This window comes from Stutzerimonas kunmingensis, assembly GCF_002929225.1.
Classification (GTDB): Bacteria; Pseudomonadota; Gammaproteobacteria; order Pseudomonadales; family Pseudomonadaceae; genus Stutzerimonas.
Genome location: NZ_PISM01000018.1, coordinates 650,369 through 672,808 on the forward strand (window position 1 = coordinate 650,369; position 22,440 = coordinate 672,808).

Sequence of the window (22,440 nt, forward strand, 5' to 3'; positions counted from 1 at the left end):
ACCAACCGAACCGGCCAAACAGGCGACTAACTGGACCGAATCGCCGATGAACGCCCCGTCTCGCCTGAATGCCGGCGTCGCCGCTGCCGCGCAACCACCTGCCGGCGCCAGCCAGCGCTACTGCTACCAGCCGATCGACGATGTCGCACAATGCGCAGTCGATCTTGCCGAGGAGTGCGCGCTGGCGATTGCCTACAACGGGCTGAGCCAGGCGGTGATGATGATCTCGCCGGCCGATCTGGAAGATTTCGTGGTTGGCTTCAGCCTGGCCAATGGCTTCGTCGAGTCGCTGGATGATATCTACGACATTCGCCTGCACGGCAGCGGCAGTGCGCGGCGCGCCGAATTGGACATCGCCAGCCGCGCGTTCTGGCGCCTCAAGCAGCAACGCCGCCAGCTACCCGGCAACAGCAGCTGCGGGCTCTGCGGGGTCGAAGCGCTGGAGCAGGCACTGCCGCGCCTGCCGGTCATGCCGGCAGCGCCGCTGCCGCCCTCGCACTGGTTGCAGAACCTGCGTCAACGTATCGAAGCGTTTCAACCGCTGGGGCGCTACTGCGGGGCGGTGCACGCCGCATTGTTCATGGACGCCAACGGCGAGATCCGCCTGGGCCGCGAGGATATCGGGCGGCATAACGCGCTGGACAAGCTGATCGGTGCCATGGCCCGCTCCGGCTGTGCAGCGGCCGGTGGCCTGGCGATCGTCACCAGCCGCTGCAGCCTGGAGCTGGTGCAGAAAGTGCAGCGGGCCGGGATTCCAGCGCTGGTGAGCCTGTCTTCACCCACCGGCCTGGCCGCCCAGTGGGCGCAGCGACATAACCTCAACCTCATCCACCTGCCACAGCACAGCCCGCCGCGGATCTACAGCCCTGCCGCAGCGGTGCGCGCGCAAGGCTGATGCTGATTCCGAGCGGGTAAAGGCGCTGCGCTCAGGCCCCACAAGCGACTTGAGACCATTCGAAACGTGCTCTTGTTCCTTAGCGAAATCAAATAGTTAGCAAACGCCAACCGGATCACGCATTTCATCGGATCGCTCTTGCGGCAAGCGCAGCGGCGCGTGAGGATCGCGGCGCAATCCACATACGGGATCACTCCATGAAGTACGCCTCGATTTTCCTGTTGTCCACCAGTCTGCTCAGCGCGGCAGCGTTCGCAGGGAGCAACACCGAAGCTGCCGTCGGCGGCGCGCTTGGCGGTGCACTGGGTTCAGTGGTGGGAGAGCATCTGGGGGGCTCGACCGGCGCCACCATCGGTGCCGGCGTTGGCGGCGCGGCTGGCGGCATGGTCGGTGCGGACAAACGCAGCCGCACCGAAGCGGCCATTGGTGGTGGCCTCGGCGCCGCTGGCGGTAATGTCATCGGCCAGCAGGTCGGTGGCAGCACGGGTGGGCTGATCGGCGCAGCCGTGGGCGGCGGCGCTGGCGGCGCGATCGGTAATGCCTACGGCGACGATGATGATGACTACCGGCGTGACCGTCGCTATCGGGATGATCGCCGCTACTACGGCCATCCAGGCAAAGCCAAAGGTCATTACAAGCACAAACACAAGCATCACTGAGGGCCGCAGACGGCAGGCATTGCCGTCTCGCAGCGCCACCGCATCGCCCGGACCGGCCCAGCCGCTCCGGGCGATCTCGTTTTTACGGCTTCTGCTGTATGCGCCGAGCGGGTTAGCTCAAGGCTTCCAGCGCGGCGCGCAAGCGCCCGGGAATGGCGACGGGACGGTTGCTTGCGCGTTCGACGAAGACATGCACGAAGCGGCCCGCGGCGCAGGCCTCCTGCTCACCCTCGCGGAAGATAGCCAGCTCGTATTGCACCGACGAGTTGCCCAGCCTGGCCACCCGCAGGCCGACCTCGATGACGTCCGGATAAGCGATCGACGCAAAGTAGTCGCAGGCGGAGCTGACCACGAAACCGACGATCTCACCGCCCTGGATATCCAGCCCGCCCTGCTGGATCAGATAGTTGTTCACCGCGGTATCGAAGAAACCGTAATAGACGACGTTGTTCACGTGGCCATAGATATCGTTGTCGTGCCAGCGCGTGGTGATCGGCTGGAAATGCCGGTAATCGTGGCGCAGGTGCTTAGGTTGCTCAGGCATGGGTGGTTTCCGCGTGCAGTAGTAAAAAGGCGCTCAATACGCCGCCTGATAGATTGCCAGCGCATCGGCTTCGGTGACTTCGCGCGGGTTGTTGACCAGCAGGCGCTGCTGCAGCATCGCCTCCTTGGCCAGCTGCGGCAGCATCTCCTCCGGCACGCCGGCATCGCGCAGCCGGGTCGGCAGGCCAACGCGTGCGCTCATCTGCTCGAACTCCTCGATCAGCTGTTCGGCGTAGGTCGAAGGGTCGTCCGTGCGCAGTCGGTCGCCGAGGATGATCGGCGCCAGCTCGCCGTAATGCGTGGTCGCCGCGCTGACGTTGAATCGCAGCACCTGCGGCAGTACCAGCGCGTTCGACAGCCCGTGCGGGATATGGAAATTGCCACCCAGCGGATAGGCCAGGGCATGCACCGCCGCTACTGGCGCATTGGCGAACGCCTGCCCTGCCAGGCACGCGCCGAGCAGCATGGCCTGACGCGCCTCCCGGTTGCTGCCTTTGTGCACCGCCTCGTCGAGGTTCGCCGCCAGCAGGCGCAGCGCCTCGCGAGCCAACAGGTCGGACATGGGGTTTTTCTTGAGCGCGCTGGTATAGGCCTCGATGGCGTGCACCATGGCGTCGATGCCAGTCGCTGCGGTGACTGCAGGCGGCAGGCCAAGGGTGAGGTCGGCATCCAGCAATGCCAGATCGGGCAGCAACAGGGTCGATACCACACCCATCTTGGTCGTCTCGCCGGTGGTGATGATGGCGATCTGCGTGACTTCCGAGCCGGTGCCGGCGGTGGTCGGCACCTGAATAAGCGGCAGGCGCTGGCCCTTGGCATTGCCGACCCCGTAGATATCCTGCAGCGATTGGGCACAGGCCGGATGCGCCAGCAACGCCACCAGCTTGGCGACGTCCATGGAGCTGCCACCGCCGAAACCGATGATGAGATCGGCTCCCACTGCCCGAGCCTGCTCCACCGCCGTCATGACGATGTGTTCCGGCGGATCGGCGATGACCTGATCGTAGATCGCAACTGCCAAGCCTTCGCTTTCGAAGCCAGGCAAGACATCATTGAGCAGGCCGAAACGGGTGATGCCCGGATCGGTGACGACCAATACGGAACGCGCCCCGCGCTCCTTGCAGAGGCTAGCCAAACGGCGAGAAGAGCCGGGCTCACAGATCAATTGCGCGGTTGTGGCAAAGCTGAACGGATGCATGCTGCCTCCTGACTGTTTTTATTCGGCTTTGGCAAAGGCAGTCAACGTGAAAAAAGCGCCCTCACCCCAGCCCTCTCCCGGAGGGAGAGGGGGTAGTTCTGTGTTGTTGCCCAACCGCGGGGCCTGGCCCTCACTCGGTCGACCCCCTCTCCCCTTTGGGGAGAGGTGTAGTGGTGAGGGGCTGTCGCACTCGCCCTTCCAACCTCACTCAAAACGCAAAATCCGTCTCCGGCAGCGCCATCAAACATTCGGCCCCACCCTGAATCGCTTCCCGATGCGGACTGGCCCGCGGCAGTACACGACGCAGATAGAAGTCCGCACTGCCCAGTTTGGCCTGATAGAACGCCTCTTCACCGGTCCCCTGCTCCAGCGCATCCTGTGCGCTCGCCGCGGCCTGCAGCCACAGCCCGGCCAACAAGACATAGGCGGAGTACTGGAGGAAATCCACCGAAACCGCGCCGATCTCCTGCGGATCGCGCCCGGTCGCCGCAATGATCTCGGCACTCAGCTCGCGCCATTCGCCGATACGTGCCTGCACCTTGCTGGCCATGTCGTGCAGTGCCGGCCGGTCGATCTGCCGATCACAGACCTCGCTGAACTCCGCCTGCAACGCCGACAACTCCGCGCCGCCATCGCCGAGCAGCTTGCGGCGGATGTAGTCCAGCGCCTGGATGCCATTGGTGCCCTCGTAGAGCTGGGTGATGCGGCTGTCGCGCATCAACTGCTCCATGCCCCACTCGCGGATATAGCCGTGGCCACCGTAGACCTGCACGCCGAGGCTGGCGACTTCCTGGCCCATATCGGTGAAGAACGCCTTGACGATCGGAATCAGCAGCGCCGCGCGCTTGCTCGCCGCCTTGCGATAAGTCGGCTCGGGATGGCCGTGTTCGAGGTCCAGCTGCCGGGCGCAGTAGGCGGCCAGCATGCGGCTGCCTTCGACCAGAGTCTTCTGCGTCAGCAGCATGCGCCGCACGTCCGGATGCACGATGATCGGGTCAGCCACTTTGTCCGGGTGCTGCGCGCCAGCCAGTCCGCGCGATTGCAGACGCTCACGAGCATAGGCAAGCGAACCCTGATAGGCCTGCTCGGCGATCCCAAGGCCCTGCAGCCCCACCTGGAAACGCGCGTCATTCATCATGGTGAACATGCACGCCAGTCCCTGGTTGGGCTCGCCGACGACCCAGCCGGTGGCGCCATCGAAGTTCATCACGCAGGTCGCCGCACCCTTGATGCCCATCTTGTGCTCGACGGCACCACAGGACAGCGCGTTGCGAACGCCCGGCGTGCCATCGGCGTTGGCGATGAACTTGGGGACCAGCAGCAGGCTGATGCCTTTAACACCGGCCGGTGCATCCGGCAGGCGCGCCAGCACCAGATGCACGATGTTCTCGCTCATGTCGTGCTCGCCGCCGGAGATGAAGATCTTGCTGCCGCTGACCTTGTAGCTACCGTCCGCCTGGGGTTCGGCCCGGGTGCGCAGCAGCGCGAGGTCGGTGCCAGCCTGGGGCTCGGTGAGGCACATGGTGCCGCTCCAACTGCCGCTGACCAGCTTTTCCAGATAGGCATTTTTCAACTCGTCGCTGCCGTGCTTGTACAGCGCCAGCACCGCGCCCTCGGTGAGGCCCGAGTAGATGCGGAAGGACAGGGACGCGCCCATCAGCATCTCGTGGAAATTGCAGGCCACCAATTGCGGAAAGCCCTGACCACCGTACTCGGTCGGCCCGGTCATGCTCGCCCAGCCGTTGTCGACGTACTGTTTGTAGGCCTCGACGAAACCCTGCGGTGTGCGGACCTCACCGTTTTCCAGGGTCACGCCCTCTTCGTCGCTGTTGCGATTCAGCGGCGCGATCTCGCCGCCGGTGTAGCGCGCCGCTTCTTCCAGCACGCCGTCGATCAGCTCGCGGTCCAGGCCGTTACCGAGCAGCTCGCAATGTCCGGTGGCGTCGAACAGCTCGTGCAGCACGAAGCGCATGTCACGCAGGGGAGCCTTGTATTCCATGCTCAAGCCTCCTTCTTGTGGTCGGCGAAGCGGCCGCCAAGAGTGGCCAGGCTGTCGATCACCTCGGCAGGCTTCCAGTGCTCGCCGTGCTGCTGGGCCAAGGCATTCAGGCGATCACGAATGGCCGGCAGCCCCTGACGATCGGCCCAGGTCATCGGCCCACCGACTTCGGCCGGGAAGCCGTAACCGTAGAGGTAGACGGTGTCGATATCGGCGCTGGACTCAGCCATGCCTTCCTCGAGGATCTTCGCACCTTCGTTGACGAGTGCCAGCAGGCAGCGCTCGAGGATTTCCTCACTGCCAATCTCGCGACGCTCATAGCCGAGCCGCTCGGACTCACGCTGCACCAGCGCATCCACTTCAGGATCGTGCTCGGCCTGGCGACTGCCCTCGGCGTAGCGGTAGTAGCCCATGCGCGATTTCTGGCCGAAGCGGCCCAGTTCACAGAGACGATTGTCGACCTGCACCTCAGGCTCATCCTGGCCCTTGCCAGACAGTTCACGGGCGCGCCACTCCAGATCGATGCCGACCACGTCGTACATGCGGAACGGGCCCATGGCGAAACCGAAGCCCTGCAGCGCGGCGTCCACCTGATGCGGGTAGGCGCCTTCGAGCAGCATCATCCGCGCCTCGCGCACGTAGGTGGCGAGCATGCGGTTGCCGATGAAGCCCTGGCAGTTGCCGGCGATCACGCTGACCTTGCCCATGCGCTTGCCGAGTTCAGTGGACGCCTTGAGGACGGCTTTGGAGGTCTCCGCGCCGCGGACGATTTCCAGCAATTTCATGATGTGTGCCGGGCTGAAGAAGTGCAGCCCCACCACCTGCTCCGGGCGTCCGGTAACGGCGGCAATGGCGTCGATGTCCAGTGCCGAGGTGTTGCTGGCGAGAATGCCTGTGGGCTTAACGATGCGGTCCAGTTCGCGGAAGATGGTCTGCTTTAGCTTGAGGTTCTCGTAAACGGCTTCGATCACCAGATCGACATCGGCTAACGCCTGATAATCGGCCGCTTTGCTGATGCAGGCGCGACGTGCAGCCGCCTGAGTCTCGTCGATCCGCCCCTGGCGGACGTTATGCGCGTAGGTGTCGGCCACGACGCCCAACGCCTGCTCCAGCATCTCGGAATTGTTGTCCAGCCACAGCACCTGCACACCGGTGTTGGCCAGGCTCATGACGATACCGCGGCCCATGGTGCCCGCGCCGATCACGGCGGCGGTCTGGATATCGAAGCGGTCTTGGCTCATTGCAGATGTCCTCGTTGCAAGGCTGGAAAAACTGGAGACCAACCATAGACGAAGACGCTACTATTTTTGAAATTTAGTCTTGTGATGTTTCGGATTCATCGAATGAATACCTACAACTTCGACCTCAACCTGCTCCGCGTGCTGGATGCCCTGCTGCGCGAGCGCAACGTCTCGCGTGCCGCCGAGCGCCTGTCGTTAAGCCAGCCGGCGGTCAGCAATGCCCTGGCCCGCTTGCGCGAACTACTCGACGACCCGTTGCTGGTGCGTGCCGGCCGAGCCATGCAGCCGACACCAAGGGCGCTGGCACTGGAAGCTCCGATCCGCCACGCGCTGCAGCAGATCGAGCACAGCCTGATTGCCGGCGAAGCCTTCGATCCGGCGCGCAGCCACCAGCGTTTCCGCATCGCCGTGACCGACTATGTGGAGCTGATCTGCATGCCCGCGCTGATGCGGCGCCTGGCCGAGCACGCACCCGGCATCCAGCTGGCGATCCAGCACCTGACGCCGACGCTGCCAGTCGAAGCGCTGGACAACGGCGAGGTCGACCTGGTGCTCGGGCGCTTTCTCGAGGTGCCGTCACGCTTTCACGTACGTCGCTGGGCCAGCGAGACGCTGCAGGTGGCGGTGCGGCGCGACCACCCGCTGCTGACGGCGGGGCTGGATCTGGATGCCTTTCTGCGCCTGCGTCACCTGTGGGTGCATGGTGGCCAGACCCGCGGCATGGTCGACCAGTGGCTGGAAGCCCAAGGGCTTGAACGCAAGGTCGTCTACACCACGCCGAACTACCTGCAGGCCGCGCATATCGTCGCCAGCAGCGACCTCGCTGCCGTACTGCCGACCCAGTTGGCGCGCTATTTCGCCACGCTGCTACCCCTGCAAACCTTCGATCTGCCGTTCGATCTCGGCACCTTCGCGCTGGATATCGTCAGCGTCGCACAGCGACAGAACGACTCGGCGCTGCAATGGCTGATCGAACAGATCGACGCCGTGGCGCCTGGCTGAGGCGCGAATCGAGCGCAACGAATCTCACGCCTGGCTAATATCCATTTGCTAGTATCTCCCAGCTTTTCCGTCGGGAATTTCCCGAAAGCAGGCGACTGCGGCCGGCTGCGCGGAACATCGCAGCAAGGTGGATATCTACTCTTGCTAATGCGCCATGGTGAACATGGACGATCAAATCAAATCCGGAGCTAGACCTATGGCGGCCCTGCTGCAACGTACCACCGACACCATCACTCGCAATCAGGCCGAACTGCTCAGCAGCTGGAAGTCCGACCTGCAGAATCTGGGCGGCTATCACAACGTCAAGCCCGAAGAACTGGCCCAGCAGACCGTCGACTTCATCCGTCAGCTGATCAGCGGAACGGCAGACGGCTCGGCCGATATCAACGGTCCGGCCTGGGACAGCATGCGCCTGTACCTGGAAAAACTCTCGCGCAGCCGCGCCCTGCTTGGCATGGATTCGCAACAGACCGCTGGTTTCATCTTCGCCATCAAGCGTCCGCTGATGACCCTGCTGCAGAGCGAATACGCCAACGAACCGGCAGTATTCGCCGAGCAGCTGTGGGCGGTATCCGAGCTGATCGACAGCCTCGGGCTTTACACCGTGCGCACCTTCCAGAAGTCCCGCGAAGAAGTGATCAAGCGTCAGCAGGAAGAGTTGCTGGAGCTGTCGACCCCGGTGGTCAAGCTGTGGGACGGCGTGCTCGCCCTGCCGATGATCGGCACCCTCGACTCGCAGCGCACCCAGGTGGTGATGGAGTCGCTGCTGCAGCGCATCGTCGATACCGGTTCGGAAATCGCCATCATCGATATCACCGGTGTGCCGACGGTCGACACCCTGGTCGCCCAACATCTGCTGAAGACGGTCACCGCGATTCGCCTGATGGGTGCCGACTGCATCATCAGCGGCGTGCGTCCACAGATCGCGCAGACCATCGTGCACCTGGGCCTGGACCTGCAAGGCATCGTCACCAAGGCCAGCCTGGCCGACGCCCTGGCCCTGGCCCTGCGCCGTTCCGGCCTCACCGTGACGAAGGCCGTCTAATGGATCGCATACCCATTCTGCGGATGGGCGAGTTTCTGCTCGTCACCATCCAGGTCGACATGCACGACCAACTGGCGATGACCCTGCAGGACGACCTGGCCGAACGCATCAGCGCGACGTCGGCAAAGGCCGTGCTGATCGATATCTCCGCACTGGACATGGTCGACTCCTTCATCGGCCGCATGATCGGCACCATCTCCGGCCTGTCACGGATCATGGACGCCGAGACCGTGGTAGTCGGCATGCAACCGGCCGTGGCCATCACCCTGGTCGAACTCGGCCTCGACCTCCCCGGCGTCAGCACCGCGTTGAACGTCGAGCGCGGCATGCAGCTGCTGCGCGCCCGCGTGGCCGCGCAATGATCGTGCGCAGCAGCGGCAGCCAGCCGGTGCGCCTCGAACAGGATGTCGTGCTGGCGCGGCAGACCGTGCGCAAGCTGACCCAGGAATGCGCCATGCGCCTGATCGACCAGACCAAGCTGGTCACCGCGGTCAGCGAGCTGGCGCGCAACACCGTGGTCTACGGTGGCGGCGGCGACATGGACTGGCAGCTGATCGAGGACGGCACGCGGGTCGGCGTACGCCTGACCTTCCGCGACGAAGGCCCGGGCATCGCCGACATCAAACTGGCCATGACCGACGGCTGGACGTCCGGTAGCGGCCTCGGCCTGGGCCTGACCGGCGCCAAGCGGCTGGTTGACGAGTTCGAACTCGACAGCACGGTCGGCGCGGGCACCCGAATCACCATCACGCGGTGGACATGAACGTTCAGGGAAGCGTCACCCAGGTCCTGCTGATCGAAGACAACAGCCAGATCGGCCACGCCCGCCGGGTCGCCCAGCGGCTGGCCGAACAGCACGACTTCGACACCAACGATGCCGGGCGCGTCGCCCTGCTCGCCACCGAGCTGGGCAGTAACCTGCTCAAGCACGCCGGGCGCGGCGAACTGCACCTTCGCGTAATTCCTGGACGAGAGGGGCGCGGCGTCGAAATCATCGCGGTCGACCGCGGACCGGGCTTCGACCTCGATCAATGCCTGACCGACGGATTTTCCACCCGCGGCACCCAGGGCATCGGGCTCGGCGCGCTGGCGCGTCAGGCCCAGGTGTTCGATGCCTATTCCGATACCCGCGGCTCGGTGGTGCTGGCGCAGCTGTTTCCTCGCGGCGCGCAGCCGCCGCCGTGGCGCTACGGCGTCAGTCAGCATCCCTATCCAGGCGAAACAGCCTGTGGCGACGCCTGGCAGCTGGCCTTCGATGGGCAGCGCTGCAGTGCCCTGGTCATCGATGGCATCGGCCATGGCGAGCTTGCCCAGCAGGCCGCGCTGGCAGGTGCGGTGGCGTTTGCAGAATCCCCACTGGATTCCCCCTTCGCCCTGTTCAGCAACATGCACCAGGCGATGAACGGCACTCGCGGCGGCGCCGCAGCCATCGCGCACTTCGACGGCCAGCGTCAGACGCTGGATTTCGCCGGCATCGGCAATATCGGCGCCAGCCTGATCGCTAGCGAGGGCTCGCGTGGCCTGGCCTCGCATCCCGGCATCGTCGGCGTGCGCTTTCGCAAGGCGCATGTCTTCGACTACCCGCTGGGCGAGGCGCGGCTCCTGGTGCTCTACAGCGATGGCCTGCAAACACGCTGGAATCTGCGCGACTACCCCGGTCTCGTTCACCGTCACCCGGCCATCATTGCCGCACTGCTGCATCGCGACTTCTGCCGCGGTCGCGACGACGTGACCGTGCTGGCACTCAATCTGGAGGCTCCCCGTGGCTGATCCGACGTCCCCCGAGACCGGCGACGCCGGCCAGCTCGAACAGCTGCGCCGGGCGAATGAATCGCTGCGCGCCGAACTGGAAGAAACCAATCAGGGTGTACTGGCGCTGTATGCCGAGCTGGACACCCAGGCCGAGCAGCTGCGCCAGGCCTCGGACCTGAAGAGTCGCTTTCTGTCGTACATGAGCCACGAGTTCCGTACGCCGCTGGGCTCGATCCTCAGCATCACCCGCCTGCTCAGCGACGAACTGGACGGCCCGTTGAGCCCGGAACAGCACACGCAGGTGCGTTTCGTCAGCTCGGCCGCCAGCGAGCTGAGCGAAATGGTCGATGATCTGCTCGACCTGGCCAAGATCGAAGCCGGCCGCGTCAGCATTTCCCCGGCCTGGTTCGACATGCTCGACTTGTTCTCGGCGTTGCGCGGCATGTTCCGCCCCATCGTCGAGGGCTCGCCGATCGACCTCATCTTCGAAGAGCCCGAAGGCATTCCGCGGCTCTATACCGATGACAAGAAGCTGGCGCAGATCCTGCGCAACTTCATCTCCAACGCGGTGAAGTTCACGCCTCAGGGGGTGGTGCGCGTGTCGGCACGGATGGAAAACCCGCAGCAGGTCCGCTTCGCCGTCAGCGACACCGGTATCGGCATTGCCCCCGAGCTGCACGACCGGCTTTTCGAAGATTTCGCCCAGGTCGACTCACCGCTGCAGAAGCGCCTGCGCGGAACCGGCCTCGGCCTGGCGTTATGCAAGCGTTTCGCCGAACTGCTCGGCGGCCGTGTCGGTGTGGAAAGCGAACCAGGCAAGGGCTCAGAGTTCTATGTAGTTCTGCCTCTGGCGATTGATACGGAGCCTTCCGATGGAGCGTGACAGCCGTCTGTTGATCGTCGACGACAACGCGCCGACGCGCTATGCGATGCGCCGGGTACTGGAACGCCATGGCTATCAGGTGCTGGAAGCCGGCACTGGCAGCGAAGGCCTGGAACTGGTGGCCAACGCCGCGCCGGATGCGCTGATCCTCGACGTCAACCTGCCGGACATGAGCGGCTTCGACATCGCCCGCCAGCTGCGCGCCGATGCGAACACCGCCCTGCTGCCGCTGATTCACGTGTCCGCCGCCTCCATCGAGACCAACGACATCATCACCGGCCTCGATGCCGGCGGCGATGCCTACCTGATCCACCCGGTCGATCCCGACGTGCTGCTGGCGACGCTGCGCACCCTGCTGCGGGTGCGCGATACCGAGCGCGCACTGCGTGACAGCGAGGCGCGCTTCCGGGAAATCTTCTTCCATGTCGCCGCGCCCATCGCGGTGCTCGACGCCGAGTTGCAGCTGCACGAGTGCAATCACGCGTTCGAACTGCTGATTGGCGGTGCCAGCCCGGCTTCGCCCCTGTCGCAAAGCGTCGCCGCCGGGCAGGAGACGATTCTCGCCGAGCTGAGCGCACATCTTCAGGCCGGCGAGCGCTGGCATACGCCGCTGCAAATGCAGGTCAACGGCGAGACCCGCGAGACCGAGTGGCAGATTTCCCCGTACCGCGCACAGGGCCTGGGCCTGGTGTTCGTTGAGGACGTAACCGAACAGCGTCTGCGTGAACGCGCACAGCACCAGGAAATCGCGACTACCACCAGTCAGCTCGCCCACGAGGTCGCCGAGCGAGCGCGCACCGAAGAGCAGCTGCTGCAGGCGCAGAAGATGGACGCCCTGGGCAAACTCACTGGCGGTATCGCCCACGACTTCAACAACCTGCTCACCGGCATCATCACCGGCATCGAGCTGATGAAGCAGCGCATCATCGAAGGCCGCGCCGACAGCGTGCTGCGCTTTGCCGATGCCTCGCTCAGCTCGGCGCGCAGTGCAGCGTCGCTGACCAATCGCCTGCTGGCATTCGCTCGCAAACAGCCGCTGGATGCGCGGGCGCTGGATATCAACGAACGCATTCGCTCGCTGCAAGACCTGCTGCGGCGCACCATCGGCGAACGCATCACGCTGACCTTCGACTTCACCGCCGAGCCCGCGGTGGCGCGCGTGGACGTCAGCCAGTTCGAGAGCGCCCTGCTCAATCTGGTGATCAACGCCCGCGATGCGTTGCCCGAAGGCGGGCATATCCGCATCAGTACGTTCCCTTCGGATGGCGGCCAGAAGGCGGAACTCGCGCCAGGGCGCTACATCGGGCTGTGCGTGAGCGATGACGGAACGGGTATCGATCCCGGCGTGCTGGACAAGGTCTTCGATCCCTTTTTTACCACCAAGCCGCAGGGCCGCGGCACAGGGCTGGGGCTATCGAGCATCTACGGGTTTGCCCTGCAGTCGGGTGGCGATGCGAGCATTCGCAGCACGCTCGGCGCCGGAACCGAAGTCACCCTCCTGCTGCCCGCCGCCAACGGCGAACAGGCAGCGACGCCTGCCGCAGCGCCGGATAGTTCGATGCGGCTGGCCGGCCACGAGCACGTGCTGGTGGTGGAAGACATGCCCAGCGTGCGCATGCTGATCGCCGAGACACTGATCGAAGCCGGCTACCGCTGCAGCCAGGCGGGCGACGTGGAAACCGCCCAGTCTCTGCTCGAGGCCGACCCGTCGATTGACTTGCTGCTGAGCGATGTCGGGCTACCCCGTCTTTCCGGTCGCCAGCTGGCCGAATGGGCACGCCGCGAGCGTCCGACACTGCCGGTGGTGCTGATGACCGGCTATGCGGAGGGCGCATCCAGTCGCGAGGGATTTGTCGATGAGCGCATGGAGCTGGTGCTCAAGCCGTTCGAAGGTGCAGACCTGCTGATCAAGATCCGCGGCCTGCTCGACGAAGCCTGACGTTGCCGACCGGCCATCCACCGCCGCTTAAAAATCACCGATCTGCGCTTGATGCGCATGGCGCGGGCAACAAAAAATGGCCTGTGTCAAGGCCCTGCGCACAAGCTGTGAGGGACAAAAATTATATGTGAGACATTAGGTTAGCGCTTCCTGCGAGTGGCTTCGGGACGGGCGACAACGCTTGCTGGGGGCCACATAGGAGCATCGGGAAAACTAGCCGGGGCGTGCTGCATCGTCGAGAATGACGGCTGCACGATCAACCTGTCATTCGATGATAGTGCAAAGCTTCGACACGATCGATAGTGGCTCACGCCGAAAGTCGCAGTGGTCACCGGCATCGCCGTGATATGAAAAAGCTGGCTGGCAACAGGGGGCGAGATGGTTATGACAAGCAATGCGATTCCGTGGGGGCCGATCCGATCCACTCTGACCGAAAAGTTCAGTTTTGGTGATATCAAACAGATCGTTGGATACGGCGATCTGGACATGTCCCGTCTCGCGCACCTTGAACAAAAGTCACAGAATGGCGCGTCGAAGTCTCAGCTTCTGAGCGAGATCGACAAACAGGTCGGTGCGATGGATGACAAGCGCCGTAACGCTTTCGTCTCCATCTGTTGCGAAGAAATGATGCGCCGCAGGCCCGATGTCGTAGAGGAGCTGGATCGAGTGCTCTCTCGCGTAGGCTGGAAGTTCTCCGGGACGTCCCTCGTCCCCATCGAGATATTCGATATCGCAGAGCTGGCCGAAATCCCCGAGGTGGCGCATGCGGATATCCAGAAAGCGGCAAGCAGGTTGCGCGATGGCGACTTGAGTGGCGCTCTCTCGGCAGCCTGTGGAGCCCTGGATGCTGTGACCAGCGACATCTATGGTCGGTATGGCTTAGGCGATGCCGGAAAGGCATCGTTCCAGGAGCGCATCAAGAAGTCCATCGACGCCTTGAAGGTGAAAGACGGTCTGGTGCGCGAGCTGACCGAAATCGGATGGTCTGAATCTGACTACAAGCCACTGTCCGCGAACATCGAAGGTTCATTGAATCAAGCAGCGTTCGTAATGCAAAAGCTGCGTTCCGACATGGGCGATGTTCATGGAACGAAGCCCGTCATCAACGCACTGGTTTATGACTCCATTAAGTGGTCATCCTTGCTGCTGAGAGTCTTGGCGCTCCGTTAGAGGCCGTATTTGCGTTGCGTTCTTGCGCACCTTCGTGCCACGGCGAAATTCTCGATCCCCCGCCATAAATGCCTCCAGCATGTGTGGAATCAGCGTCGTCGCATCGACGGTTTCGCCGTAGGTCTGCGCGTGCAGCGCGGCGTAGCGGTCAAGGTCGGCTTTCAGGCTAGCCGGGCATGAGAATGTGACCTTGGTGCTCTCGGTCTTGGGCAGCGGCCCGAGCCGCAGTTTGCGCGTCGTCATCGTGAAGTCCCCCGATTGAAGAACAACGGCTGGTACGGTCGCAGCACCAGATCCCGGTTGACGATGATGCGCACCGGTAGGCCCGGCCGCTCCGTCAGCGTGGGCTGGATGTTGAGGTTGCGCCGGGTCATCTCCTGGCCGACCTGATTGATGCTGTCCTGCGCGCTGTCGCGCCCGGCGATAATGACGCGATCACCGTTCTGTCGATTCTCCGGCGCGGCCAGCTCGGCACCGACGCCCAGCAGCGTGGTCAACACAGCGCCGGCGAAGATGCGATCCCAATGCCAATCGACGCCATCCTCCAGGCCGGCGTAGCCGGCCGGGTCAGTGCCGGCCAGGTTGTCAAGCGTGAGCGAGGACGTGTCGGGCAGGATGATCCGGTTCCAGACGACTTGAACGCGGCTCTGCCCGTAGCTGACCTGGCTGTTGTAGCGACCGAGGATGCGCGAACCCTGCGGGATCAGCAGAAACTTGCCCGTGGCCGTGTCATAGATCGGCTCCGTGACCGTGGCGATCACGTCGCCCGGTAGATCGGAGTTGATGCCCGTCACCAAGGCGCCTGCGATCACCGTGCCGGCCATCACTTGATACGGCGATGCAGGCATTTGCAGGTCGCCGGAATTACGGGTTTCCGTGGTTCCGGCTTGCTGGAACGCCTCCTTCTGGTCTTGCCTGTTCTGCACAGCCGTGGGGTCGGCGGGCTGGGCCGCCGTTGAGGCCGGCCCGGCAGCCATCGGGTCGAACGCCGCATTGGCGGAGAAGCCCGGAGCAGCGGCGGCCTGCGACTGCGCCACCGGCGCGGCGTTCTGCGCACCCGAGCGGAAGAACACGGACGATGCTGCGGCAGCTTCGGCTTCCTTGCGCAGCGCATCGTTCGGGTCGTGACCGGGAGCCGCGTAGGCGGCTGCCACCGGCTGCTGCGACTTCACGATGGCCGGGCCGAGATCGCCCGGCAGCGGCGGCCCCAGCTCGGGAACGGTGGGCGGCAAGGGCGGCGGCAGTTTGGAGTAGTCCGTCGGCAGCGCATCCAGCCCTTCCGACTTCGAGACTCGATCGACATTGTAAAGCTCGGTCTGCTCGCTGGCTCCACGCCGCTGCGGTTGCAGCGACCACATCAGCGCGCCGAGCACGGCGACCGACAGGCCGCCGGCGAGGATGGCCAGCGTGCGCCGGTTCAGGCGCGTAACCGGACGCGGCTGGGCACGCAGCGCCACCGCCTCGGGCGCCACCTTGCCCGCCTGCGGAGCGACAAGGTCGGGAGTGTCATCCTGGCTCATGGTCAGTTCCTCCGCGCCACGCCATCGGTGCGCTCAATCCGCACCACGTCGCCGCCATCGCCGCCCAGCCGCAGTTCGGCCGCGCCGAATAGGCGATCCACGATGTAGTACGGCGAGCGGAAACGGTAGTTCACCAGTTGCCCGTCACCCTGCGCGCCGATGACGAACAGCGGCGGCAGCTCGCCCTGGGCGATGCCCGCCGGAAACTGGATATAGACCTTCTCGCCGTCATCGAAGGCGCGCAGCGGCTTCCACGGCGGGTTGCTCCCCGACACGGCGTAGCGGAAGCGGATCTTTTCCAGCGATAGGCCAGTATCGACTGGCGCGGCGGCGCTGGCCGCCTGCGCCTGGCGCTGCAAGGCCAGCATCCGGTCGCGTGGATAGTCCCAGGATACCGAGGCCATCCACGCCTTTTCCGTAGAGGTCAGTTCCAGCAGGTAGGTGCGTCGGCTGGTGGTGATGACCAAATTGGTTTTCAGGCCCGAGCGGGTGGGCTTGACCAGCACGTTGACGCGCAACGCCTCGCCGCTGCCGCTGGACGTGTCGCCGACGATCCAGCGCACGGTGTCGCCAGCGGCGACCGTCACCAGTTCCTCGCCAGGCTGGAGCGAAACCACGGTGACGCGCCCCGGTGCCGCATAGACCTGATACAACGCGCCGTCGCTATACGGCCACACCTGAATCGCGTTGACGTAGCCCTCGCGGGTCGGCGCGATGCGCGCTTCTGCATTGGCGCGCGAGACGCGCACCTTCTCGTCGGCCGGCTCTGGCACGGGCGCTGCCTCGTCCACGTCCGGTAGCGGCTTCAATTGCGCCGGCAGCGCCAGCGGCTCGGGCACGGCGACGACTTCCACCGGCTTGGGCGGTTCGGGCAGGGGCTGCGCCTGCACCGGTTCATCGAGCGAGATGGTCGGCGGCGGCTTGCCCTGCGAGGCGCAGCCCGACAGGGCCGCGAACATCAGCACGAAAGCGTAAAAGCGGAAAGGCAGGTTCATGGCTTGGCTCCTTCGGAAGAATCCAGTTCGCGGCTCCACGACAGGCCGTTGACGTAGATCCCCAGCGGGTTCTTGCGCAGGCGCTGTTCGGTGCGCGGGGTTTGCAGGACGGTTGAAAGCACGGCGTTCCAGCGTTCGGTGCCGGTGGGTGCGCCGTTGACATACCGCTGCTCTGTCCAGCGCACGTTGAAAGACGTGTCGCTGGCGCGAACCACACTGGTGATCTGCACCGTCACCGATTCGCGGCCAATACGGGCGAACGGGTTATTGCTGCGGGCGTAGTCGTTGAGCACGGCTGCGCCCTTGTCCGTGGTGTAGTCGTAGGCGTCGAGCCAGTTCTGCCGCACCACGATGGGGTCGATGGACAATGATCGAACCAGTGTGATGAAGCGCGCGATGTGGTGCGCCGTCTGCGCGTCGTTGGGCCGGTACGGCGTGGCCGCTTCGCCCACGGCGCGTACCTGGCCGGCGTTGTCCACTTCCACCACGTAGGGCGTGACGATGGACTGCGCCGAGCGCCAGACCAGGCCGCCGGCCATCAGCAGCGCCAGGACCAGGCAGCCGAAGGCCATCAGCCGCCAGTTCTTCGCCTGCACGCGGGCCGAGCCGATACGCTCGTCCCACACCTGCGCGGCGGATTGGTAGGGGGTGGCAGGCTGCGGCGTGTCGGCATAGCGCACCTGCGGTCGCTTGAATCGCATGGTCGTTTCTCCTTATGAATCGGAATCGCGCAGGCTCGGGCCTTGCGCCGAGCCGCCGCCGTCGCCACCGCGCAACGTGTGAGCGGTGGTGGTCGCGGCATGGGTCATCTGCTGGCGGCGGTGCAGGCGCTTGGCCCAGGCCGGTTGCTTCTGCCCGGCGGCGGCTGGGGCATCGCCTTCGGCTGCGCTCCCTTGGGCGGCGGCGCCGCTGGCCGCTGCCGCACCGTCACCAGAGGCCGGTGCCGCGCCGTCGGCGCGGAAAGCGGCTGCCGTCCGGTCTTTGAGCGAGCGCGCCCCGGCGGCGGCCTGCGCGCCGGTCTTGGCGACATTGCCCAAGCCGGCCATCGCGCCCTTGGCGCCGCCGCCCGCAGCGGCGGAACCGGCCTGGAACGCCGAGCGTGCGCTACTGGCTGCCGACGTGGCGGCACGCGCACCGGCGCCGGCCAGCTTCGCGGCTGCCGGCGCCATGCGTGCCCCGGCCACGACCGCACCGCCCACGCCCGTCGCGGCGGCGCCGATGGCAACGGCCGTACCGGCAGCGCCGACTGCTGCGCCCGCCATCGCGCCCGCGCCAAGCTGTGGCGCACCGGACACGAGACCCGTGGCGATGCCCGGCCCGAAGATGCCCAGCGCCAGCAGCGCAAGCGAGGCCAGCATCACCACCAGGGCATGGTCGATGGATGGCTCATCCGGCACGGTCTGGAACTCTGCGAACAGGCCCGAACCGATACCGACTATCACGGCGAGTACCAGCACCTTGATACCCGCCGACACCACGTTGCCGAGCACCTTTTCCGCGAGGAACGAGGTCTTGTTCCAGAGCGCGAACGGCACCAGCACGAAGCCGGCGAGCGTGGTTAGCTTGAACTCAATAAGGGTTATGAAAAGCTGGATCGCCAGCACGAAGAAGCAGAGGATGACGACCAGCCACGCCAGGAACATCACCACGATGGGGTCGATGTTCACGAACACCTCGGGGAACCCCGCCATGTCGCCGATCTGTTCCAGAATCGGCGCACCCGCGTCGATGCCGGTTTTCGCCAACCGCCCCGGTTGCAGGAAGTTCTCCATCGTGATGGCCGAGCCGGTGGCCGTCAGGCCCAGGCCGGCGAATGACCGGAACACGATGCCGGACAGCCAGTTGAAGTTGCCGATGATGTAGGCGAAGGCGCCGACATAGAGCACCTTGCGCAGCAGCTTGGCGATCACGTCTTCGCCCTGGCCGGTCGCGTGGCTCATGGCCCAATACAGGCCGGCGATGGTCATGTCGATGACGATGAGCGTGGCGGTCAGGAACGCCACTTCGCCTTGCAGTAGCCCAAAGCCGGAGTCAATGTAGCGCGAGAACGTGTCGAGGAAGCGGTCGATGATGGTCACGTCGTTCATGGCGCGTCCTCCACGGCTGGCTCATCGACGCTCGGCAGAATCGGCGGCAGGTCGGCCAGCGTCCGGTATTCGTCCGGCCCGGTCTGGCCGGCGAAGAAGCGCCGCCGGAACGCTTCAGCGGCGGCGCGGCAGGCGTCCTCTCCCACCGTTTGCCGATCGGCTGCACATTGCGCACGCAATGCCTTGAGCCGCACGGGATCGGTGGTCAAGGTGTCGGCCAGGTCTTCGGCCTGCTGCTGGCCGCACGCGGTCAGCAGCAGGGCCAGCAGCGAAGCCGACAGGACGAGGACGCATCGCATGGCTGTCTCCCATCAGTTGCCGTAGAAGTCCACGCGCTGCGGCGTATAAGGCGTGCCGGTGCCAAGGAAGCGCCGCCGCACTTCGCGGGCGCGCTCGGTGGCCGCCGCCTGCCGCGCCAGTTCCAGCGAGGCCGCCCGGTCTTGCGTGATCTGGAGCTGTTGCGCCTGGATGGACTGCTTGGCCTGCAAGGCCAGCAGCTGGTTGGTCGCCTGCATGGCTTGCAAGGCGCCGGTGGCGGACTGGCTCTGGCTGACCAGATCGGCCAGCGCGCTTTCGTCTTGGGTCAGGTTCTGCGACACCTGGGCTTGCATCCGCATGGCGGTGTGCAAGCCGTTCAGGCTGTTCTGCCAGCGTTCGCGGGCGTCCTGGGCCATGCGGTCGCCGCTGACGGTGGCGGCGTACTGCTCGGGGTACAGGCGTGCGAATTCCCGATCCATGTTCGTCACATCAAAGGCCAGCCCCTGCGCCTCGGCGATCAGGCGTTCGGTGGTGGCGAGCGTCGAGCGCAGACGATTGACGATGTTGAAGTCCAGATGCGCAAGGTTGCGCGCCTGGTTCATCAACATCTGTGCTTCGTTCTGAAGCTGGTTGATCTGGTTGTTGATCTGCTCCAGCGTGCGAACGGCCGTCAGCGTGTTCTGCACGAAGTTCGACGGATCGAACACGGTGATCGCCGCCGCCGGCTGCGCGAGCATTAGCGAGACGGACAGCGCGGCAGCGAGCGAGGCGGACAGCAAATGGGGCTTGGTCTTCATGGCGAAACCTCCAGTGGTTGGGCGTTGAGGAACGAAGCGGCCGCCGGTGCGGACGGCAGCAGGTCGGCGGCCCAATCGAGGCCGCGATGGCGCAGCCAGGCGCCGGCGAAGCCGGGTGCGCCGGTCTGCGCCAGCACGCGGTCTATGTCGCGTTGGTCTTGCGGTGTGGATGCGCCCGCGAACGCGAACGCGGTCGGCCCCAGGTCGAGGTCGAACAGGCGATTGCCGAGGCGCGATTGGTAGTAGTAGTCGCGCTTGGGCTGCGCGGTGGCGACGATTTCGATTTGCCGGCTGTTGAGGCCGAAGCCCTCGTAGATCGTGCGAATCTGCGGCTCGGTGGCCTGCGGGTTGGGCAAGAAAATCCTGCTCGCGCAGCTTTCGATGATGGCTGGCGCGATGGTCGAATCCTTGATGTCGGCCAGTGATTGCGTAGCGAAGATGACGCTGACGTTCTTCTTGCGCAGCGTCTTGAGCCATTGGCGGATGCGGGCCGCGAAAGACGGCTCATCGAGGAACAACCACGCTTCATCCAGAATCAGCAGCGTGGGTGCGCCATCGAAACGCTCGTCGAAGCGGGCGAACAGGTAGCGCAGCACCGCTTGCACTGCGGCGGGGCTGTGCATCAGTTCTTCCATCTCGAAGCCCTGCACGTCGCCGCTGCCCAGCCGGTCACGGTCGGCGTCCAGCAGCTTGCCGTGTGCGCCGCCAAGCACATACGGCGACAGCGCCTGTCGCAGCGCATTCGATTGCAGCAGCACGGAAAGCCCGGTCAGCGTGCGCTGTTGCACCGGCGCACCGGCGAGGCTGCCCAACGCCGACCAGATGGCCGCTTTCTCGTCGGGGCCGACGGTCACGCCTTCGTGCAGCAGCCGGCCTTCCACCCATTCAGCCGCCCAGGTGCGGTAGCCCTCGCCGTCGATACGGGCTAAGGGCTGAAAAGCGATGCCGCCATCGGCGCCCAGGTCGTAGTGCTCACCGCCCAGACCCAGGATGGTGGCGCGCATGGAGCGCCCCATGTCGAAGGCGAAGATCCGTGAGCCGAAGTAGCGCCGGAACTGCATCGCCAGGATGGCAAGCAGTACCGACTTGCCCATGCCGGTCGGCCCCGCGACGAGGGTATGGCCCACGTCGCCGATGTGCGTCACCAATCGGAACGGCGTCGCGCCATCGGTGCGGGTGACGATCAGCGGCGGGCCGTCGAGGTGGTCGTTCTTCTCCGGCCCGGCCCATACCGCCGACAGCGGCATCATGTGCGCCAGGTTCAGTGTCGAGACGATGGGCTGGCGCACGTTCGCGTAGGCGTTGCCGGGGATTGAGGACAGCCACGCATCGACGGCGTTCAGCGTTTCGGGGATGGTGACGAACCCGCGCCCTTGGATGACGCGCTCCACCATGCGCAGCTTCTCGTCGGCCACGACCGGATCGGCATCGAGCACCGTCACTGTGGTGGTGAGATAGCCGAACGCGACTTGATCGCTGCCCAGCTCCTGCAAGGCAGCATCGGCGTCGGCGGCCTTGTTACTGGCGTCGGTATCCACCAGCGGCGATTCCTGCTGGAAGATGGTTTCGCGCAGCAGCGCCACCACGTTCTTGCGCTTGGCGAACCACTGGCGGCGAAGGCGACCGAGTTCCTTTTCCGCCTCAGCTTTGTCCATGCAGAGAAATCGCGTACTCCAGCGGTAGCCAAAGCCCAGGCGGTTGAGGTCGTCGAGAATCCCCGGCCAGGTCGAGGTCGGGAAGCCTCGCACCGACACCACGCGCAGGTGCTGGTCGCCCAGCGTGGGCGCCAGGCCACCGACCAGTGCCGAATCGGCCAGCAGTGCGTCCAGATGGAAAGGCACCTCGGGAACGCTGATGCGATAGCGCTGCGTCGAGACGGTTGCGTGCAGGTAGGTCAGCGTCTGGCTGTCGTCCAGCCAGGCGATTTCCGGCATCACGCCGTCGAGCAGGTCGAACACGCGATCGGTTTCCGCCACGAAGGCATCGAGGCGGCCGCGCCAATCCACGCCATCGCCCGGCGCGTTCTCGTAGAGCAGCTTCGCGGCGCGGGCGCGGGATTCCTCGGGCGGCAGGAACGCCACCGTCAGGTGATAGGCGCTCTCGAAATGATGTCCCGATTCCTCGAAGGCGGCGCGGCGTTCTTCATCGACGAGCCAGGACAACGGTTCGGCGAAGTCGGAATGCGGATAGTCGGCGGCGGATTGGCGCTCTGCCTCGATGAACAAGGCCCAGCCAGAACCCAGCCGGCGCAGCGCGTTGTTGAGCCGTGCAGACGCGGCGATCAGCTCGCCTTGCGTGGCACTGTCCAGATCGGGGCCGCGAAAGCGTGCCGTGCGTTGGAAACTGCCGTCTTTGTTCAAGACGACGCCGGGCGCGACCAGCCCGGCCCACGGCAGCCAGTCGGCGAGCAAGGCCGGGCGCTGGCGGTATTCGGCAAGGTTCAGCATCGCGGGATTC

General features: G+C 65.1%; 22 protein-coding genes. 10 read left to right on the forward strand and 12 right to left on the reverse strand.

What is annotated here, in order from left to right:
* Positions 1 to 46 precede the first annotated feature (46 nt).
* Both fdhD and CW305_RS13680 read left to right on the forward strand, forming a co-directional pair.
* Positions 47 to 895 carry a formate dehydrogenase accessory sulfurtransferase FdhD gene (gene fdhD, locus CW305_RS13675; RefSeq protein WP_104098142.1) on the forward strand — a complete coding sequence of 283 codons (849 nt, stop codon included), beginning with the start codon at positions 47 to 49 and terminating at the stop codon, positions 893 to 895.
* A 197-nt stretch (positions 896 to 1,092) separates the two neighbouring features.
* Positions 1,093 to 1,554: a glycine zipper domain-containing protein gene (locus tag CW305_RS13680; RefSeq protein WP_003303059.1), complete on the forward strand. Its 462-nt coding sequence runs from the start codon at positions 1,093 to 1,095 to the stop codon at positions 1,552 to 1,554.
* Positions 1,555 to 1,666: 112 nt separating this feature from the next.
* On the opposite strand, the gene CW305_RS13685 is transcribed toward CW305_RS13680, so the two are convergent.
* The 4 genes from CW305_RS13685 to CW305_RS13700 all read right to left on the reverse strand — a co-directional run bounded on the left by CW305_RS13685 (position 1,667) and on the right by CW305_RS13700 (position 6,535).
* The gene (locus tag CW305_RS13685; RefSeq protein WP_014821938.1) at positions 1,667 to 2,098 is read right to left on the reverse strand and encodes an acyl-CoA thioesterase; all 432 of its coding nucleotides are present in this window, start codon (positions 2,096 to 2,098) and stop codon (positions 1,667 to 1,669) included.
* Between the two features lie 33 nt (positions 2,099 to 2,131).
* Positions 2,132 to 3,295, reverse strand: a complete 1,164-nt coding sequence (locus CW305_RS13690) for an iron-containing alcohol dehydrogenase (protein WP_014821939.1) — start codon at positions 3,293 to 3,295, stop codon at positions 2,132 to 2,134.
* Positions 3,296 to 3,503: 208 nt separating this feature from the next.
* A complete protein-coding gene (locus CW305_RS13695; protein ID WP_104098143.1) occupies positions 3,504 to 5,294 on the reverse strand; it encodes an acyl-CoA dehydrogenase C-terminal domain-containing protein in 1,791 nt (596 codons plus the stop codon).
* A 2-nt stretch (positions 5,295 to 5,296) separates the two neighbouring features.
* Complete coding sequence (locus CW305_RS13700; protein WP_104098144.1) at positions 5,297 to 6,535, reverse strand: 3-hydroxyacyl-CoA dehydrogenase; 1,239 nt, start codon at positions 6,533 to 6,535, stop codon at positions 5,297 to 5,299.
* Positions 6,536 to 6,637: 102 nt separating this feature from the next.
* On the opposite strand from CW305_RS13700, the gene CW305_RS13705 reads away from it, so the two are divergent.
* The 8 genes from CW305_RS13705 (at position 6,638) to CW305_RS13740 (ending at position 14,326) form a co-directional block, all read left to right on the forward strand.
* On the forward strand, positions 6,638 to 7,537 hold the full coding sequence (locus tag CW305_RS13705) for a LysR family transcriptional regulator (protein WP_104098145.1): 900 nt from the start codon (positions 6,638 to 6,640) through the stop codon (positions 7,535 to 7,537).
* A 196-nt stretch (positions 7,538 to 7,733) separates the two neighbouring features.
* Complete coding sequence (locus CW305_RS13710; RefSeq protein ID WP_014821943.1) at positions 7,734 to 8,582, forward strand: STAS domain-containing protein; 849 nt, start codon at positions 7,734 to 7,736, stop codon at positions 8,580 to 8,582.
* Positions 8,582 to 8,944 (forward strand): STAS domain-containing protein, encoded by a 363-nt coding sequence (locus CW305_RS13715; RefSeq protein ID WP_014821944.1) that lies wholly within the window; start codon positions 8,582 to 8,584, stop codon positions 8,942 to 8,944. Before CW305_RS13710 ends, CW305_RS13715 begins: the two co-directional genes overlap by 1 nt.
* Positions 8,941 to 9,345: an ATP-binding protein gene (locus CW305_RS13720; protein WP_003281109.1), complete on the forward strand. Its 405-nt coding sequence runs from the start codon at positions 8,941 to 8,943 to the stop codon at positions 9,343 to 9,345. Before CW305_RS13715 ends, CW305_RS13720 begins: the two co-directional genes overlap by 4 nt.
* Positions 9,342 to 10,352: an ATP-binding protein gene (locus CW305_RS13725; protein WP_023447059.1), complete on the forward strand. Its 1,011-nt coding sequence runs from the start codon at positions 9,342 to 9,344 to the stop codon at positions 10,350 to 10,352. The genes CW305_RS13720 and CW305_RS13725 overlap by 4 nt, the downstream gene beginning before the upstream one ends.
* On the forward strand, positions 10,345 to 11,217 hold the full coding sequence (locus CW305_RS13730; protein WP_014821947.1) for a sensor histidine kinase: 873 nt from the start codon (positions 10,345 to 10,347) through the stop codon (positions 11,215 to 11,217). Before CW305_RS13725 ends, CW305_RS13730 begins: the two co-directional genes overlap by 8 nt.
* Complete coding sequence (locus tag CW305_RS13735; RefSeq protein ID WP_104098146.1) at positions 11,207 to 13,156, forward strand: response regulator; 1,950 nt, start codon at positions 11,207 to 11,209, stop codon at positions 13,154 to 13,156. The genes CW305_RS13730 and CW305_RS13735 overlap by 11 nt, the downstream gene beginning before the upstream one ends.
* Positions 13,157 to 13,540: 384 nt before the next feature.
* Positions 13,541 to 14,326: a hypothetical protein gene (locus CW305_RS13740; protein ID WP_031632593.1), complete on the forward strand. Its 786-nt coding sequence runs from the start codon at positions 13,541 to 13,543 to the stop codon at positions 14,324 to 14,326.
* Here the strand turns inward: CW305_RS13740 and CW305_RS13745 are convergent.
* Genes CW305_RS13745 through trbE form a run of 8 tightly spaced genes read right to left on the reverse strand, consistent with a single transcriptional unit; the run spans position 14,291 to position 22,430 of the window.
* A complete protein-coding gene (locus CW305_RS13745; RefSeq protein WP_023104052.1) occupies positions 14,291 to 14,569 on the reverse strand; it encodes a DUF2274 domain-containing protein in 279 nt (92 codons plus the stop codon). The two genes, CW305_RS13740 and CW305_RS13745, sit on opposite strands and share 36 nt — an antisense overlap.
* Entirely contained in the window at positions 14,566 to 15,846 is a 1,281-nt protein-coding gene (locus CW305_RS13750; protein WP_037044881.1) for a TraB/TrbI/VirB10 family type IV secretion system protein, read from the reverse strand. Before CW305_RS13750 ends, CW305_RS13745 begins: the two co-directional genes overlap by 4 nt.
* Positions 15,847 to 15,848: 2 nt before the next feature.
* Positions 15,849 to 16,841 carry a P-type conjugative transfer protein TrbG gene (gene trbG / locus CW305_RS13755; RefSeq protein WP_104098147.1) on the reverse strand — a complete coding sequence of 331 codons (993 nt, stop codon included), beginning with the start codon at positions 16,839 to 16,841 and terminating at the stop codon, positions 15,849 to 15,851.
* On the reverse strand, positions 16,838 to 17,542 hold the full coding sequence (gene trbF / locus CW305_RS13760) for a conjugal transfer protein TrbF (protein WP_089502894.1): 705 nt from the start codon (positions 17,540 to 17,542) through the stop codon (positions 16,838 to 16,840). The genes trbG and trbF overlap by 4 nt, the downstream gene beginning before the upstream one ends.
* Before the next feature lie 12 nt (positions 17,543 to 17,554).
* Positions 17,555 to 18,928: a P-type conjugative transfer protein TrbL gene (gene trbL / locus CW305_RS13765; RefSeq protein WP_104098148.1), complete on the reverse strand. Its 1,374-nt coding sequence runs from the start codon at positions 18,926 to 18,928 to the stop codon at positions 17,555 to 17,557.
* On the reverse strand, positions 18,925 to 19,227 hold the full coding sequence (locus CW305_RS13770) for a hypothetical protein (protein WP_037044974.1): 303 nt from the start codon (positions 19,225 to 19,227) through the stop codon (positions 18,925 to 18,927). The genes trbL and CW305_RS13770 overlap by 4 nt, the downstream gene beginning before the upstream one ends.
* Positions 19,228 to 19,239: 12 nt before the next feature.
* Positions 19,240 to 19,983 carry a P-type conjugative transfer protein TrbJ gene (trbJ, locus tag CW305_RS13775; RefSeq protein ID WP_104098149.1) on the reverse strand — a complete coding sequence of 248 codons (744 nt, stop codon included), beginning with the start codon at positions 19,981 to 19,983 and terminating at the stop codon, positions 19,240 to 19,242.
* Positions 19,980 to 22,430 (reverse strand): conjugal transfer protein TrbE, encoded by a 2,451-nt coding sequence (gene trbE / locus CW305_RS13780; RefSeq protein ID WP_104098150.1) that lies wholly within the window; start codon positions 22,428 to 22,430, stop codon positions 19,980 to 19,982. The genes trbJ and trbE overlap by 4 nt, the downstream gene beginning before the upstream one ends.
* Positions 22,431 to 22,440: the final 10 nt, after the last annotated feature.

What these genes read in the sequence shown, in the direction of transcription:
- fdhD (WP_104098142.1), top strand. Translation starts at nt 47, where the DNA reads ATGAACGCCCCGTCTCGCCTGAATGCCGGCGTCGCCGCTGCCGCGCAA.
- CW305_RS13680 (WP_003303059.1), top strand. Translation starts at nt 1,093, where the DNA reads ATGAAGTACGCCTCGATTTTCCTGTTGTCCACCAGTCTGCTCAGCGCG.
- CW305_RS13685 (WP_014821938.1), bottom strand. Translation starts at nt 2,098, where the DNA reads ATGCCTGAGCAACCTAAGCACCTGCGCCACGATTACCGGCATTTCCAG.
- CW305_RS13690 (WP_014821939.1), bottom strand. Translation starts at nt 3,295, where the DNA reads ATGCATCCGTTCAGCTTTGCCACAACCGCGCAATTGATCTGTGAGCCC.
- CW305_RS13695 (WP_104098143.1), bottom strand. Translation starts at nt 5,294, where the DNA reads ATGGAATACAAGGCTCCCCTGCGTGACATGCGCTTCGTGCTGCACGAG.
- CW305_RS13700 (WP_104098144.1), bottom strand. Translation starts at nt 6,535, where the DNA reads ATGAGCCAAGACCGCTTCGATATCCAGACCGCCGCCGTGATCGGCGCG.
- CW305_RS13705 (WP_104098145.1), top strand. Translation starts at nt 6,638, where the DNA reads ATGAATACCTACAACTTCGACCTCAACCTGCTCCGCGTGCTGGATGCC.
- CW305_RS13710 (WP_014821943.1), top strand. Translation starts at nt 7,734, where the DNA reads ATGGCGGCCCTGCTGCAACGTACCACCGACACCATCACTCGCAATCAG.
- CW305_RS13715 (WP_014821944.1), top strand. Translation starts at nt 8,582, where the DNA reads ATGGATCGCATACCCATTCTGCGGATGGGCGAGTTTCTGCTCGTCACC.
- CW305_RS13720 (WP_003281109.1), top strand. Translation starts at nt 8,941, where the DNA reads ATGATCGTGCGCAGCAGCGGCAGCCAGCCGGTGCGCCTCGAACAGGAT.
- CW305_RS13725 (WP_023447059.1), top strand. Translation starts at nt 9,342, where the DNA reads ATGAACGTTCAGGGAAGCGTCACCCAGGTCCTGCTGATCGAAGACAAC.
- CW305_RS13735 (WP_104098146.1), top strand. Translation starts at nt 11,207, where the DNA reads ATGGAGCGTGACAGCCGTCTGTTGATCGTCGACGACAACGCGCCGACG.
- CW305_RS13740 (WP_031632593.1), top strand. Translation starts at nt 13,541, where the DNA reads ATGACAAGCAATGCGATTCCGTGGGGGCCGATCCGATCCACTCTGACC.
- CW305_RS13745 (WP_023104052.1), bottom strand. Translation starts at nt 14,569, where the DNA reads ATGACGACGCGCAAACTGCGGCTCGGGCCGCTGCCCAAGACCGAGAGC.
- CW305_RS13750 (WP_037044881.1), bottom strand. Translation starts at nt 15,846, where the DNA reads ATGAGCCAGGATGACACTCCCGACCTTGTCGCTCCGCAGGCGGGCAAG.
- trbG (WP_104098147.1), bottom strand. Translation starts at nt 16,841, where the DNA reads ATGAACCTGCCTTTCCGCTTTTACGCTTTCGTGCTGATGTTCGCGGCC.
- trbF (WP_089502894.1), bottom strand. Translation starts at nt 17,542, where the DNA reads ATGCGATTCAAGCGACCGCAGGTGCGCTATGCCGACACGCCGCAGCCT.
- trbL (WP_104098148.1), bottom strand. Translation starts at nt 18,928, where the DNA reads ATGAACGACGTGACCATCATCGACCGCTTCCTCGACACGTTCTCGCGC.
- CW305_RS13770 (WP_037044974.1), bottom strand. Translation starts at nt 19,227, where the DNA reads ATGCGATGCGTCCTCGTCCTGTCGGCTTCGCTGCTGGCCCTGCTGCTG.
- trbJ (WP_104098149.1), bottom strand. Translation starts at nt 19,983, where the DNA reads ATGAAGACCAAGCCCCATTTGCTGTCCGCCTCGCTCGCTGCCGCGCTG.
- trbE (WP_104098150.1), bottom strand. Translation starts at nt 22,430, where the DNA reads ATGCTGAACCTTGCCGAATACCGCCAGCGCCCGGCCTTGCTCGCCGAC.